Here is a 12,985-nt window from a genome sequence, read left to right as displayed (position 1 = left end):
TGCTGGCGGCCGGGCCGCATCGTCATCGTCAGAACAATCATCAGAACGCGACTCCCAGCGAGATATGCGGGCGGAACTGCTTTGCCTGGATGCCGTAGCCCACGTCGAGCTGCACCGGCCCCACCGGGCTGCGCCAGCGCGCGCCGATGCCCACGCCGTTGTAGAGCTTGACGCCCGTCAGGTTGTCGGTGGCCGTGCCCACGTCCCAGAAGATCGCGGCGCCCCAGTCATGCAGGAACCAGTACTGGTACTCCAGGCTCGCCGTGCCGAGGTACTTGGCCGGCAGCACGCTGGCGCCGTTGCGGGTACCGATCGACTGGTAGCCGTAGCCCCGGATCGAATCCGTGCCGCCCGCCCGAAAACGCAGCGAGGCGGGGATCTTGGTCACGTCGCCGTTGGTGATATCCGCGCCGAGCTCCAGCCTGGCCACCACCAGGTCGCGCTTGCCCACGGGCACATACTGGCGGATACGCCCGTACAGGCGGAAGAAGGTTTCGTCGCTCAGCATGTGCTTGGCGGCCACGCCCACCTGCGTGCTGATGACGTTGCCGCGGCGCGGGAACACCGGGTTGTCCACGTCGCGCCGCGTCCAGGCAAAGGCAGGCACCAGCGCCCGGCTGAGCTGGTTCGCCTCGCCGAAGGGCTGCAGGTTGTCGTAGTAATAGTCGAGCGAAATGGTGGTGTCGTACTTCTCGCGCGAGCGGGACCGTTTCAAGCCGGTGCGCAGGCTGGTCAGGTCGGTGCTTTCGAGGTCGATGGTGCGTTCGTAGCTGGCGTAGGCACTGTTGCGGTACGTCCTGCTGTCCGGCGGCATCGCGATCTCGCCGAATGCGTACTGGCGCTTTTGCTCGATGCGCGCTTGCGAGTCGAACACCCAGGCGCGGTTGAACAGGTTGTAGTACGAATATCTGCCTTCGACCTGGGCGCCGGTATCGGTGGTGTAGCCCACGCCGGACGACAGCCGATTGACGGGATACTCCCGCACCCTGACATACACCGGCACGGTGACCTTGTCGGCACTCATGTCAACCTTGGGCTCGGCGGCCCGGTCCGGACTGGTGTCGACAATCTTGCCGTCCTCCGTCGTCTCCTGCTCGCCAAGGTCGATCTGCACATTGGAGAAATACGGCTGGTTCTGGATCGCGCGCTGGAATTCCAGCAAACGCTCCACGCGGTACGGCTCGCCCTCATACAGCGGATTGACGTTGCGGATGATCTGCTCGGGATAGCGCCGCAGCCCACTGATCTTCAGCGGCCCCATGCTGTAGGCCGGGCCGCTGGCAAAGCGCGCGCTCAGGTCAGCCGCGTGCTCATCCGGCTCGATGCGGGCTTGCGAGCCGGTCAGGCGGGCGCCGTAGTAGGTGTTGCTCTGCAGCGCCACCAGGGCATCTTCCTTGGCCTTGTCCCAGTCCGCCTGGCGAAACGGCGCGGCTACCGGCAGGCCCCACTTGGCCCTGATTTCGGCGATCCGCTCCGGCGACTGGCTGGCGGCCGGGCCGCTCACGCTCAAGTCGACGGCGCGAATCACCGTGCGCGCGCCCAGCTCCACCGTGATGCGCACGGTGCGCTCGTCGCCGCTGCCGTCCACCTTGGTGGTGGTCTGCGGATCGAAATAGCCTTCGGTGGAAGTGAACTGGCGGACCTGCTCGCCCACGGTCTCGACCATATAGTTGAACTGGTCGGGCGAGATATCCTCGCGGGTGCGGTAGCGCGACAGGTCCAGGTGGTCCTGCAGGATTTCCTTGATCGGCTTGGGCGCGTCCACCTCGACTTTATAGGCGGCGGCAGCGGGCCCCGCGGATAGCGTCAGGGCCACCAGCAGCGGGTGCATCAGGCGGCGCAGCACGGCCGGCGCCACCGGCAGTCCGCCGGCAGGGGCGGCAAGGCCGGCGGGCATGGTGCACGGGTTCCCTGGGTCCATCCTCATCGATTGATGCACGTCACGCAAAGTCGATATTTGACCACACCCGCGCGGCCGGCCTGTCCGGCGCCGCCAAAAAGACCGCCACAAACGTCACTACAGCCGTCGCCGAAGGCGAGAGCACGGGATGAAAACGGCAGAATCGCGCGCAATCCCGTTGCCAGGCCCGCCGATACGGTAAAATCCCCGCTGTTTGTTAATTTCACCCTGTTTCCCGCCATGGCTGCCTACGAATCGGATATCACCCAGTTCCTGAAGTCGCTCAAGGACGAGCGCCCTTCCCTGGAAGCGGAGCAACGCCAGGGCCGCGCCCTGCTGTGGGACAAGAGCCCGATCAACCTCGAAGAACGTGCCCGTGCCGACGCCTCGCGCGTGGCGCAAAAGCCGTACGTCTACTCGCTGGACTAAAGCCCTTACCCGCCGCATCGCCCCACCCCCGAGCGAGCGCCCCTAGATGAACCAGAGCGAGCAGGACAAGCTGAAGCCGGCGATCGAGCTGCCGAGCGTGACGCCCGAGCAGGATTCCACGCCGGCCGCCGTCGACGGCATGGCGTTCGCACGCCTGTACGGCGAGCCCCTGTTCAAGCTGCCGCAGGACCTGTACATCCCGCCGGATGCGCTGGAAATCTTCCTGGAAGCGTTCGAGGGGCCGCTGGATCTGTTGCTTTACCTGATCCGCAAGCAGAACTTCAACGTCCTCGATATCCCGATGGCGCAAGTGACGCGTCAGTACCTCACGTATATCGAGCAGATCCGTAAGAGCAATCTTGAGCTGGCCGCCGAGTACCTGCTGATGGCCGCCATGCTGATCGAAATCAAGTCGCGGATGCTGCTGCCGGTGAAAAAGTCCGACAGCGACGACGAAGAAGAGGATCCGCGCGCCGAGCTGGTCCGCCGCCTGCTCGAATACGAGCAGATGAAGCTGGCGGCCATGCGTATCGACCAGGTGCCGCAGCTCGGGCGCGATTTCCTGCACTCGCAGGTCTACATCGAGCAGAGCATTGCGCCGCGCTTCCCCGATGTGGAAGTGGTGGACCTGCAGGCCGCCTGGGCCGACGTGATCAAGCGCGCCAGGCTCAACCAGCACCACAAGATCTCGCGCGAGGAATTGTCCGTTCGCGAGCACATGAGCCACATCCTGCGCCGCCTGCAGCATGCCCGCTTCATGGAGTTCAGCGAGCTCTTCGAAGACGCGGTGCGTTCCGGCAAGGGCGTGCCGGTGGTGGTGGTCAACTTCATCGCCATGCTTGAGCTATCGCGCGAAGCCCTGGTCGAGATCACCCAGGCCGAACCCTTCGCACCGATTTATGTGCGATTGGCGTACATTCCCAGCTAAGCCGCGCCAATAGCGCCGCCCGCCTCGGGCCACATGCTCTACAATCCGCCGACAATCGGCGCCACCTAGAGCACCGGACCGGCCTCCCGGCGCACACCCGCGCCAGGGCATTCCTACCACGACCAGCACACCAACTTCATGAAAGTCATCTCCTCCATTCACGAGTTGCGGGACCAGTTGCGCGGGCAGAACCGGGCGGCGTTCGTGCCGACCATGGGCAACCTGCACGAAGGCCACCTGTCGCTGATGCGCCTGGCGCGCCAGCATGGTGACCCGGTGGTCGCGTCGATCTTCGTCAACCGGTTGCAGTTCGGCCCCAATGAGGATTTCGACAAGTACCCGCGCACGCTGCAGGACGACATCGAGAAGCTGCAAAAGGAAGGTGTCTATGTGCTGTTTGCGCCCACCGAGCGCGACATGTACCCGGAGCCGCAGGAATACCGCGTGGAGCCGCCGCACGACCTGGGCGACATCCTGGAAGGCGAGTTCCGCCCCGGCTTCTTCAAGGGCGTATGCACCGTAGTGATGAAGCTGCTGTCCTGCGCGCAGCCGCGCGTGGCCGTGTTCGGCAAGAAGGACTACCAGCAACTGATGATCGTGCGCCGCATGGTCCATCAGTTCGCGCTGCCGATCGACATCATCCCCGCCGAAACCGTGCGCGCTGAAGACGGCCTGGCCTTGTCCTCGCGCAACCGCTACCTGACGCCCGACGAGCGCACCGAAGCCCCGGTGCTCTACAAGACACTGCACGAAGTGCGCGACACCGTCCTGGCCGCCAACAGCGCCAGCGCGGACCTCGCCGCCATCGAAGCCAGCGCCAAGGCCGCCCTGCAAGCCCGCGGCTGGCAACCCGACTACGTCGCCATCCGCAAGCGCGTGGACCTGCAAGCCCCCACCCGCGAAGAATATGTAGCCGGCGAACCGCTGGTCATCCTGACCGCAGCCAAGCTAGGCGCGACCCGGTTGATCGACAACCTGGAAATCTGACGAAATCGAGGCCTGGAAGCGGAAGCCCCCAGGCCTCAAACTGTCACCCATGTGATTGAACTCGGATGACAACCGTGCGATGACGCACGGCAACCGTTCGTCTTAGCCGTGTGACCCGCCCTGAAGGCGGGGAACACCCCAGCGCGATGCGAAGCGAGCCGTCAAGATGTGCCAAGGCCGTATGGGGCGAGGGGGTGTCGCCCCATCCGGCGCGCCTTTTTTGCCTACTTTTTTGGCAAGACAAAAAAGTAGGTCGCCGCCCCGCAGGGGTGGTGAAACTGCAGTTGAATTTGCAGTTAATCCGTTGAATTTAAAGCTGATTCTGCAGCCACAGACAACCGGCAATCAAACCTCCACCGCCTCCTCCCGCACCACCTTAACGCCCTTAGCACCGCTAGCCCTCTCCATCGTCCGCACAACATGCCGCCGATGCCCCCGCCTACGCTTCCACCAGATCAACACCCCGGTAACAGCAAACATCAACGGCACCACCCCGAACACCGAAATAAACGCCCGCCCCACCCATCCGAACGCCTCCCCGGTATGCAGCGGATACATCCAGTTAAGAAAAGTATCCCCAGCCGGCGCATCCATCGGATCGCGAACCCCGAGCCGCTTGCCCGTATGGGCATCCAGCCAGAGCCGCGTAGCCCCGCTGCCCTGGCGGACTTCCCCCGGCTGGCGCAGCCGCACCTCAAACGGATCCCCCGCCTTGCGCGGAAAGCTGACCCGCGTCACCAGCGCCGCAGGATAAAGCGCCTGAGCCCCGCTCACGGCCTGCGCCACGCCTAGCAGCGGCGTGCCCTCGGGCGCTGCCGCCGATGCCGGCTTGCCGGGCGGCGACACCGTCATCACGCTAGCCACGATCGGCGTCACCCACTTGGGCAAATCCAGGTACCAGCCGGAAAACGCCATCGTCGCCAGCACCGGCGCCGCAAAAATGCCAGCCGTACGATGCAGCGAGTAATTAAAACGCGACCACGAGCCGCCATGGCTGATGCGAAACGCATTGAGCACCGCGCGCGGCTTGAGCTTGGGCCACCACAGCACAACCCCACCGATCACCAGAATCAGCAACAGCATCCCGGTGATGCCCAGGATCGTGCGGCCCGTCTCGCCAGAGAGCAGGTAGTGGTGCACCTGGAACAAGGTGGGCAGCAGCAACGGGCGCGACAGGCCGGGCTCGCCCCAGACCCGCTCGCCCTTCACGGCCAATGTGACGGGATCGACCATCACCTGGCGCGAGCGCCCGGCGTTGGGCGTGCCCTTGAGCGGGTACCAGGCGATAAACACCTCATGCGGCGCGGACGGCAGCATCAGCAAGGTGGGGCGGCCATAGCGCGGGTCGGCCTGCAGCCGCTCGGCGACCGCCTGCACCGTGGCCGGCGCTACCGGCATGGGTACTTCGGCCGACGCCGTCAGCAGCGCCGGGTTCAGCAGGGCATCCAGCTCATCGCGCCAGGCGATGACGGTGCCGGTCAGGCCCAGCATGACAAAGAGCAGGCCCAGCCACAAGCCGAGATACAGGTGAATCTTGACGAAAACAACGCGCAGGCGGCCGGTGACCATGGGAGGCGGGAGCAGATTTGGGGGTTGTGGGGATTGTGTTTTCGGACCCCATGCCGGCGTGAGATGAACGCATCACGCCGCCATAATGAGAATGCGAAAGATTCGCGATTCTAACAGGCAGGGCCTGCCAGTGCGTGACAGGCGCGGGACCATGGCGAGGCTTGCCGGGATTGCGGCAGAATGTGGATTGCGCCCATTGCAGGCCCCGGACGACTCCCTTGAAGATGACCCATTCCATCGAATTGCTACCTGCCGACCCTCACGACGCCGCGCTGATTGCCGATCTGCACACGCAGAGCTGGCGCCATGCCTACAGTGGCCTGTTGCCGGCGGAATACCTGGAGCACGAAGCACCGGCCCAGCGCACACAAGCCTGGCAGGCTCGCCTGGTAGATGGCGCCGATGGCCCGGTGGAAGTCACGCTCGTGCGCGTGGACGGCACGCCCGCCGGCTTTGCCTGCCTGCAACCCGAGGCCGAGCCGCAATATGGCGTGTATCTGGACAATTTGCATGTGATGCCGGGATGGCACGGGCTAGGGCTTGGCAAGCGCCTCTTCGCGCATTGCGCGCAGCGTGCCGCCGTTGGCTGGCCCGGGCAGCCCCTCTTTCTCTATGTGCTGGACGGCAACACCCAGGCGCGCGAGTTCTACCGGCGCCTGGACGGCGTGGAGAGCGAGGCGTTCGACGACCAGTTTCCCGGCGCCGATCTGATCGTGGCCGTGCGCCGGGTGAGCTGGCCCTCCGTGGATGCCTTGCTCAGGCGGCTGGGCACCTCGCCAGCGCCGGCTGCTCCAGCCAGCCGATGATCGGCTGCCACTGCTCCCAGTCCCGCGCCACGCGTGACGGCGCCACATCCCACAGCGTCAGGCCGTGCGCGGCAAGCTGCACGTAGTTCTGGGTATCGCGCAGAAAGCCCAGCACCGGCAGCCCCAGCCCCGCGACAAAGCGCTGCAGCTGCTCGGCCGCGCGGGTGCGCAGGTCGACCCGCATGCCGATCACGCCCACCTCCACTTCGCCGTGGCGCACGCGCTTGTCATCGGCGAGCCGGGTGAGGAAATCCTGGGTGGCGAGGATATCGAACAGCGACGGTTGCAGCGGCACCACCACGCGGTGCGCCAGTTTCATCACATCGTTGAAGCGCCAGCCATGCAGGCCGGCCGGGGTATCCAGCACCACATGGGTAGTGCCTTTGGGCGGGCGCGCGATCTGGTCGGCGCTGATGTCCCAGGTGCGGATGGCCGGTGCCGAGGCCGGGCGCAAACCCAGCCAGGCTCGCGAGGATTGCTGCCGGTCCGTGTCGCCCAGCATCACGGCGTGGCCGGCGCTGGCGAAGTAGCCCGCCAGGTTGGTGGCCAGCGTGGTCTTGCCTACGCCGCCTTTAGGATTGGCGATCACGACTACGGGCATGGTTGTCTCCGCAATGGCTTTCCATGGCAGCGCCGCCGGCGGGCGCGCCGCTCCGGGTTCCGCCATGGCCCTGCCGCTGGCCGCTGCCGGGCCCTGGCGGAGCAGGCCCGCCTGCGAGTTTAGCAGTAGGCGCGGCGGGCGGCCGAGCCTGCTTGGAGAGCCGCTTTGACACCCGCTATGACGCCTGCAGCGGCGCCAGCAAGGCATCCATGTCCAGGTGCGCGACGAGCGTATCGGCCAGGCGCTCCAGCGAGGCCTCGCGCAGCGCGGCCAGGTCGACGCCTTCCGCCCGCGCCAGCCCGGCCCAGCGCAGCAGTGCGCCGCAAGCCTGCGGCTGGTCGAACAGCCCGTGCACATAGGAGGCCAGCACCTGCCCGTCCTCCGATTGCGCGCCGTCCGGGCGCTCGCCTTCCAGCCATAGCGCGGGGCGCGCCAGCGCGGGGCCTGTGGTCACGCCCATATGGATCTCGTAGCCTTGCACGGCGGCCTCGGTGGCCTCGGTGGCGCCATCCAGCGCCAGCCGGCCGCTCACCACGCGCAGCTGCTTGTGCGGCGCCAGCACAGTGTCGTAGTCGAGCAGGCCAAAACCTTCGCTGCTACCGGCCTTGCCCTCGTTGCCTGCCGGGTCATCCACGCGCCGCCCCAGCATCTGCATGCCGCCGCAAATACCGATGACCTTGCCGCCATAGCGCAGGTGCCGCAGCAAGGCTGGCTCCCAGCCATTGGCACGCAGGAAGGCCAGGTCGGCGCGCACGCTCTTGCTGCCCGGCAGCACGATCAGGTCCGCCGGCGGGATCGGCATGCCGGGGCCGATAAAGCGCAGGTCCACCTGCGGATGCGCGCGCAGCGCATCGAAATCCGTGTGATTGGAAATGCGCGGCAGCACCGGCACGATCACGCGCAGCAGTTCGCCCCGCTTGGCCGCCTGCGCGCCGATGATGGCGTCCTCGGCATCCAGGTGCAAGCCGTGCAGGTAGGGCAGCACGCCCAGCACGGGCTTGCCGGTGCGCGTCTCCAGCCAGTCCAGCCCGGGCTGCAGCAGCGCGATATCGCCGCGGAAGCGGTTGATGATGAAACCCTTGATGCGCGCGCGCTCCGACGCCGACAGGCAGTCCAGCGTGCCCACCAGATGAGCGAACACGCCGCCGCGGTCGATGTCGGCCACCAGCACCACCGGGCAGTCCACCGCTTCGGCAAACCCCATATTGGCGATGTCGCGCTCGCGCAGGTTGATCTCCGCCGGGCTGCCGGCGCCTTCCACCATCACCACCTCGTAGGCGCTGGACAGGCGCTGGTGCGACGCCAGCACCGCCTGCATCGCCACCGGCTTGTAAGCGTGATAGGCCCGCGCGTCCAGGTCCATCCGCGCCTGGCCGTGGATGATGATCTGAGCGCCCGTATCGCTGCTCGGCTTGAGCAGCACCGGGTTCATATCGGTGTGCGGCGCCAGCCCGGCGGCGGCGGCCTGCAAGGCCTGGGCGCGCCCGATCTCGCCACCGTCCGCGGTGACCGCGCTGTTGAGCGCCATGTTCTGCGGCTTGAACGGGACCACGCGCACGCCGGCGCGGGCCAGCACCCGGCACAGGCCCGCCACTAGCGTGCTCTTGCCCGCGTCGGAGGTAGTGCCCTGCACCATCAAGGTACCGCGCAAGCCACCCGGTAATGCCGCGCCAGCGGCTTCGGAGGAATTTTTTTGCATCGTGGGATTATCGCATCGGCGTCCCGCGGCGCTGCCCTGTGCGCGGACCACTGCGGGCGTGCGATCCATGGATGCGCCCGCTACAATACCCGGATGACCCCGGCCAACGCTTCCGCCACCGCCACCGAGCCCGTGCGCGCATCCACCCATGCACCGGCCAGCGAACGCGCGCCCCAGGCTGCTGCCGCGCCGCACGCCGCTGCCGTCCCGGGCCGCGCGCGCCAGCTCACGCTGGTGCTGGGCGGCGCGCGCTCCGGCAAGAGCCACTTCGCCGAGCAGATGGCCGCCGACCATGCCGCTGCCACCGGCGGCCCCGTTACCTATATCGCTACCGCACGCCACGGCCAGGACAGCGCCGACGAAGAGATGGAGGTGCGCATCGCGCTGCACCGCGCGCGGCGCCCGGCCGAGTGGGGCCTGGTCGAAGCACCGCTGCATCTGGCCGATGCGCTATATGCCCATGCCACCCACGATGGCTGCATCCTGGTCGACTGCGTCACGCTGTGGCTCAACAACCTGCTGTTCCTCGATGCGCGCAGTTATCCCGAGCATGGCCTGGTAACGCCACCGGCCGCCTTCACCGAGGAAATCGACGCGCTGCTGTCCGCGCTGCCCACCCTGCCCGGGCACGTGATCCTGGTCTCCAACGAGATCGGCTTCGGCGTGGTGCCGATGGGCGCCATCACCCGCTTCTATGTCGACGAGCTGGGCCGCCTGAACCAGAAGCTGGCCGCCGCAGCGGACCGCGTGCGCCTGCTGGTAGCCGGCATCCCTGTCAGCGTGAAAGGCGCCGACCCGGCGTGATGTCGTGGCTGCCATCGCTGCCATCGCTGTCTTCATGGTGGCCGTTTCCCCTGTTCAGCTGGCAAGCCTGCGTGGCCGCGGCGGTAGCCGGCGTCTTGCTGGACCAATGGCTGGGCGAGCCGCGCCGCTGGCATCCGCTGGTTGGCTTCGGCCGCCTTGCGGCAGCGCTTGAGCGCCGCCTGAACCGCGGCCAGGCTGGCGCGCCACTGCGCCAGCGGCTCACCGGCCTGGCGGCCTGGGCGCTGATGGTACTGGTGCCGGCCGCGCTGGCCGCGCTGCTGGTGCATGTCGCCGCGCAGTTCAGCGCGGCGCTGGCGTGGCTGCTGCAAGCGCTGGCACTCTACGCGGCACTGGGCGCGCGCAGCCTGGCCCAGCATATTGCGCCGATCGCCACCGCTCTCACGCAGGGCAATCTCGCCGATGCGCGCCAGCTCACGGCACGCATCGTCTCGCGCGACACCACCGACGCGGATACCGAAGCGCTGGCCCGCGCCGCCTGCGAATCGGCGCTGGAGAATGGCAACGACGCCATCTTCGGCGCCTTGTTCTGGTTCCTGGTCGGCGGCGCGCCCGCCGTGGTCGCCTATCGCCTGGCCAACACGCTCGATGCGATGTGGGGCTACCGCACGCCGCGCCTGCTGTATTTCGGCTGGGCGGCTGCGCGGCTTGACGATGTGCTCAACCTGGCGCCCGCCCGCCTGACCGCGCTCTCGTACGCGCTGCTCGGGCGCACTGCCCAGGCGCTGCGCTGCTGGCGCGCGCAGGCACCGGCATGGTCCAGCCCCAATGCGGGTCCGGTCATGGCGGCCGGCGCCGGTGCCGTCGGCGTGGCGCTGGGCGGCCCCGCCCGCTATCACGGCGAATGGGAAGAGCGCCCGCCGCTGGGCATGGGCCACGCGCCCGGCGCAGCCGATGTGCATGCCTGCCTGCGCCTTGTTCAACGCACACTGTGGCTGTGGCTGGCCGCTTCCGGCACCAGCGCCGCCCTCCTCCACTACGGCTTAGCATGAGTACTCCGATCCGCCACGGCGGCGACCTGCTCGCCGCCGCGCGCCGCCATGGCCGTCCGGTCGAAGACTGGCTCGACCTTTCCACCGGCATCAACCCGGACGGCTATCCCGTGCCAGCCCTGCCCGCCGACGCGTGGCTGCGGCTGCCGCAAGATAACGACGGCCTGGCCGAACTGGCCGCGCAGGCCTACGGCGCGCCGCGCGCGCTGCCGGTGGCCGGCTCGCAGGCCGCCATCCGCACGCTGCCGCAACTGCTCAAGCCCGGGCGCGTCGGCGTGGCGGTGCAGGGATACAGCGAATACGCTCCCGCCTTCGCACGCGCGGGGCATGAGGTTGTGCCGCTCGTGGAGACGGATTTCGCCCGTGCGGACCTGGCCGCGCAGCTCGATCACCTCGTGGTGGTGAACCCGAACAACCCGACCGGGCGCACGCTCGCGCAAGCCACGCTGCGGGCATGGCACGCGGATCTCGCCGCGCGTGGCGGCACGCTGCTGCTCGACGAAGCCTTCATGGATTGCACACCCGAGCGCTCGCTGGCCGCGCTGGCGGATCGCCCCGGCATGGTGGTGCTGCGCTCGCTGGGCAAGTTCTACGGCCTGGCCGGCGTGCGCTGCGGCTTTGTGCTGGCCGAGCCCACGTTGCTGGCGGCGCTGGCCGAGCACCTCGGCCACTGGACCGTGGCCGGCCCGGCGCGTGCGGTCGCACGCATGGCCCTAGCCGACCGCGCCTGGCAAGCCGCCACGCGCGACCGTTTGCAGCAGGCCGGCATCCGGCTCGCGACACTGCTGCGCAAGCACGGCCTGACGCCCGTGGGCCGCCCCTTGTTCAGCTGGGTGCCGCATGCCGATGCCGCGCGCCTGCACGAAGCGCTCGCGCGGCAAGGCGTGTGGACGCGGCTGTTCGACGCACCGCCGGGCATCCCTGGCGCGTTGCCAAGCCTGCGCCTGGGTTTGCCACCAGCGCAGGAGCCAGCATGGCAACGGCTCGATGCGGCACTGGCCCAAGCCCTTGCAACAACGCGCTCCGACACAAGCACCCTATCCAGCTAACGCCCGATGCCCCCTACCTCGATCACTACCCGTGCCCTGCTGGTCCTCGCCACACTGCTGGGCGGCGGCCTTTGCAGCCACGCCGGCGCCGCCGTATCCGTGGTCGATGACGCCGGCCAGACCGTCACGCTGGACCAGCCCGCGCGCCGCGTGATCTCGCTCGCGCCGCACGTCACCGAAATGCTCTACGCCGCCGGCGGCGGCTCGCGCATCGTCGGCACCGTAAGCTACAGCGACTACCCGCCACAGGCCCGCGACATCCCCCGGGTCGGCGACAACAAGGCGCTGGATCTCGAACGCATCGCCGCGCTCAAGCCCGACCTGATCGTGGTGTGGCGCCACGGCAATGCGCAGAAACAAACCGACCGCCTGCGCGCGCTCGGCCTGCCGCTGTTCTACAGCGAGCCGCGCAAGCTCGAAGGCATCCCCAGCAATATCGAGAGAATGGGCGTGCTGCTCGGCACCGAGCCCACCGCCAACAGCGCCGCCACCAGTTTCCGCCAGCAGATCGACAAACTGCGCCAGACCTATGCGGCGCGTGCGCCGGTGACGGTGTTCTACCAGGTATGGCAACAACCGCTGATGACGCTCAGCGGCCAGCACCTGATCAGCGACGTGCTCGCGCTATGCGGCGGCCGCAACCTGTTCGCCAACGAAGCACTGCTGGTGCCGACGGTCTCGGTGGAATCCGTGGTAGCCGGCAACCCGGAAGTCATGATGACCGCCAGCATGGGCGCGACCCGCTCCGACCGGCCGCTGCCGGACTTCGCCATGTGGGAACGCTGGAAACAGGTAACCGCCGTGGCGCGTGGCAACCTCTACGCCATCGACGGCGACCTGGTCAACCGGGCCGGACCACGCATCGCCCAAGGCGCGGAAGTCGTGTGCAAGGATCTGGACAACGCAAGGCGCAAACGGCCAGCGCAGTAGGAGCGAGACAATGGGTCAGGTCTGACATCTCGTACTTGACGAGCGCCCGCCCTCTCCCCCGGCCCCTCTCCCACAAGTGGGAGAGGGGAGCCAACCAGCAGGAGCAGAATCGACATCGTCAGACCAACGATTCGGCGTAGCCGTGTGACCCGCCCTCAGGCGGGGAACACCCCAGCGCGATGCGAAGCGAGCCGTGAAGGTGTGCCAAGGCCGTATGGGGCGCCTCGGGATTCGGCGAAAAGAGCGGAAACGAGGGACCCATGTCTGAGTATC

General features: G+C 67.6%; 12 protein-coding genes. 8 read left to right on the top strand and 4 right to left on the bottom strand.

Features of this window, described 5'->3' with window-relative positions; genetic code table 11:
- Positions 1 to 40: 40 nt before the first annotated feature.
- A complete protein-coding gene (locus AC07XB_RS32800; RefSeq protein WP_492831556.1) occupies positions 41 to 1,897 on the bottom strand; it encodes an autotransporter assembly complex protein TamA in 1,857 nt (618 codons plus the stop codon).
- 243 nt (positions 1,898 to 2,140) lie between these two features.
- Between AC07XB_RS32800 and AC07XB_RS32795 the strand changes: the two genes are divergently transcribed.
- The 3 genes from AC07XB_RS32795 (at position 2,141) to panC (ending at position 4,244) form a co-directional block, all read left to right on the top strand.
- Positions 2,141 to 2,329: a DUF3460 family protein gene (locus AC07XB_RS32795; protein WP_006160566.1), complete on the top strand. Its 189-nt coding sequence runs from the start codon at positions 2,141 to 2,143 to the stop codon at positions 2,327 to 2,329.
- Between the two features lie 46 nt (positions 2,330 to 2,375).
- Positions 2,376 to 3,257 carry a segregation and condensation protein A gene (locus AC07XB_RS32790; protein WP_174422669.1) on the top strand — a complete coding sequence of 294 codons (882 nt, stop codon included), beginning with the start codon at positions 2,376 to 2,378 and terminating at the stop codon, positions 3,255 to 3,257.
- A 138-nt stretch (positions 3,258 to 3,395) separates the two neighbouring features.
- Positions 3,396 to 4,244, top strand: coding sequence for a pantoate--beta-alanine ligase (gene panC / locus AC07XB_RS32785; RefSeq protein WP_492374967.1), 849 nt, complete (start codon positions 3,396 to 3,398; stop codon positions 4,242 to 4,244).
- Between the two features lie 345 nt (positions 4,245 to 4,589).
- On the opposite strand, the gene AC07XB_RS32780 is transcribed toward panC, so the two are convergent.
- Positions 4,590 to 5,813, bottom strand: coding sequence for a PepSY-associated TM helix domain-containing protein (locus AC07XB_RS32780; protein WP_492831555.1), 1,224 nt, complete (start codon positions 5,811 to 5,813; stop codon positions 4,590 to 4,592).
- Positions 5,814 to 6,037: 224 nt separating this feature from the next.
- On the opposite strand from AC07XB_RS32780, the gene AC07XB_RS32775 reads away from it, so the two are divergent.
- The gene (locus tag AC07XB_RS32775; RefSeq protein ID WP_492831554.1) at positions 6,038 to 6,619 is read left to right on the top strand and encodes a GNAT family N-acetyltransferase; all 582 of its coding nucleotides are present in this window, start codon (positions 6,038 to 6,040) and stop codon (positions 6,617 to 6,619) included.
- On the opposite strand, the gene AC07XB_RS32770 is transcribed toward AC07XB_RS32775, so the two are convergent.
- The gene (locus AC07XB_RS32770) at positions 6,570 to 7,220 is read right to left on the bottom strand and encodes a nucleotide-binding protein (RefSeq protein ID WP_492375206.1); all 651 of its coding nucleotides are present in this window, start codon (positions 7,218 to 7,220) and stop codon (positions 6,570 to 6,572) included. The genes AC07XB_RS32775 and AC07XB_RS32770 overlap by 50 nt on opposite strands.
- 175 nt (positions 7,221 to 7,395) lie before the next feature.
- A complete protein-coding gene (locus AC07XB_RS32765; RefSeq protein ID WP_492831553.1) occupies positions 7,396 to 8,919 on the bottom strand; it encodes a cobyric acid synthase in 1,524 nt (507 codons plus the stop codon).
- Between the two features lie 93 nt (positions 8,920 to 9,012).
- On the opposite strand from AC07XB_RS32765, the gene cobU reads away from it, so the two are divergent.
- Genes cobU through AC07XB_RS32745 form a run of 4 tightly spaced genes read left to right on the top strand, consistent with a single transcriptional unit; the run spans position 9,013 to position 12,712 of the window.
- Positions 9,013 to 9,723, top strand: coding sequence for a bifunctional adenosylcobinamide kinase/adenosylcobinamide-phosphate guanylyltransferase (gene cobU / locus AC07XB_RS32760; protein WP_492375204.1), 711 nt, complete (start codon positions 9,013 to 9,015; stop codon positions 9,721 to 9,723).
- On the top strand, positions 9,723 to 10,733 hold the full coding sequence (gene cbiB / locus AC07XB_RS32755) for an adenosylcobinamide-phosphate synthase CbiB (RefSeq protein ID WP_492831552.1): 1,011 nt from the start codon (positions 9,723 to 9,725) through the stop codon (positions 10,731 to 10,733). The genes cobU and cbiB overlap by 1 nt, the downstream gene beginning before the upstream one ends.
- Positions 10,730 to 11,782 carry a threonine-phosphate decarboxylase CobD gene (gene cobD / locus AC07XB_RS32750; protein WP_492831551.1) on the top strand — a complete coding sequence of 351 codons (1,053 nt, stop codon included), beginning with the start codon at positions 10,730 to 10,732 and terminating at the stop codon, positions 11,780 to 11,782. Before cbiB ends, cobD begins: the two co-directional genes overlap by 4 nt.
- Positions 11,783 to 11,788: 6 nt before the next feature.
- Positions 11,789 to 12,712 carry a cobalamin-binding protein gene (locus AC07XB_RS32745; RefSeq protein WP_492375201.1) on the top strand — a complete coding sequence of 308 codons (924 nt, stop codon included), beginning with the start codon at positions 11,789 to 11,791 and terminating at the stop codon, positions 12,710 to 12,712.
- Positions 12,713 to 12,985 lie beyond the last annotated feature (273 nt).

The sequence above is a fragment of the Cupriavidus sp. GW821-FHT02F09 genome (assembly GCF_059421605.1).
Note: the sequence above shows the minus strand (reverse complement) of the source record. Positions and strands in the feature narration are given on the sequence as shown.

Bases quoted from the DNA above. Each gene is read 5' to 3' on its own strand.
- AC07XB_RS32800 (WP_492831556.1), bottom strand. From the start codon at position 1,897: ATGCCCGCCGGCCTTGCCGCCCCTGCCGGCGGACTGCCGGTGGCGCCG.
- AC07XB_RS32795 (WP_006160566.1), top strand. From the start codon at position 2,141: ATGGCTGCCTACGAATCGGATATCACCCAGTTCCTGAAGTCGCTCAAG.
- AC07XB_RS32790 (WP_174422669.1), top strand. From the start codon at position 2,376: ATGAACCAGAGCGAGCAGGACAAGCTGAAGCCGGCGATCGAGCTGCCG.
- panC (WP_492374967.1), top strand. From the start codon at position 3,396: ATGAAAGTCATCTCCTCCATTCACGAGTTGCGGGACCAGTTGCGCGGG.
- AC07XB_RS32780 (WP_492831555.1), bottom strand. From the start codon at position 5,813: ATGGTCACCGGCCGCCTGCGCGTTGTTTTCGTCAAGATTCACCTGTAT.
- AC07XB_RS32775 (WP_492831554.1), top strand. From the start codon at position 6,038: ATGACCCATTCCATCGAATTGCTACCTGCCGACCCTCACGACGCCGCG.
- AC07XB_RS32770 (WP_492375206.1), bottom strand. From the start codon at position 7,220: ATGCCCGTAGTCGTGATCGCCAATCCTAAAGGCGGCGTAGGCAAGACC.
- AC07XB_RS32765 (WP_492831553.1), bottom strand. From the start codon at position 8,919: ATGCAAAAAAATTCCTCCGAAGCCGCTGGCGCGGCATTACCGGGTGGC.
- cobU (WP_492375204.1), top strand. From the start codon at position 9,013: ATGACCCCGGCCAACGCTTCCGCCACCGCCACCGAGCCCGTGCGCGCA.
- cbiB (WP_492831552.1), top strand. From the start codon at position 9,723: ATGTCGTGGCTGCCATCGCTGCCATCGCTGTCTTCATGGTGGCCGTTT.
- cobD (WP_492831551.1), top strand. From the start codon at position 10,730: ATGAGTACTCCGATCCGCCACGGCGGCGACCTGCTCGCCGCCGCGCGC.
- AC07XB_RS32745 (WP_492375201.1), top strand. From the start codon at position 11,789: ATGCCCCCTACCTCGATCACTACCCGTGCCCTGCTGGTCCTCGCCACA.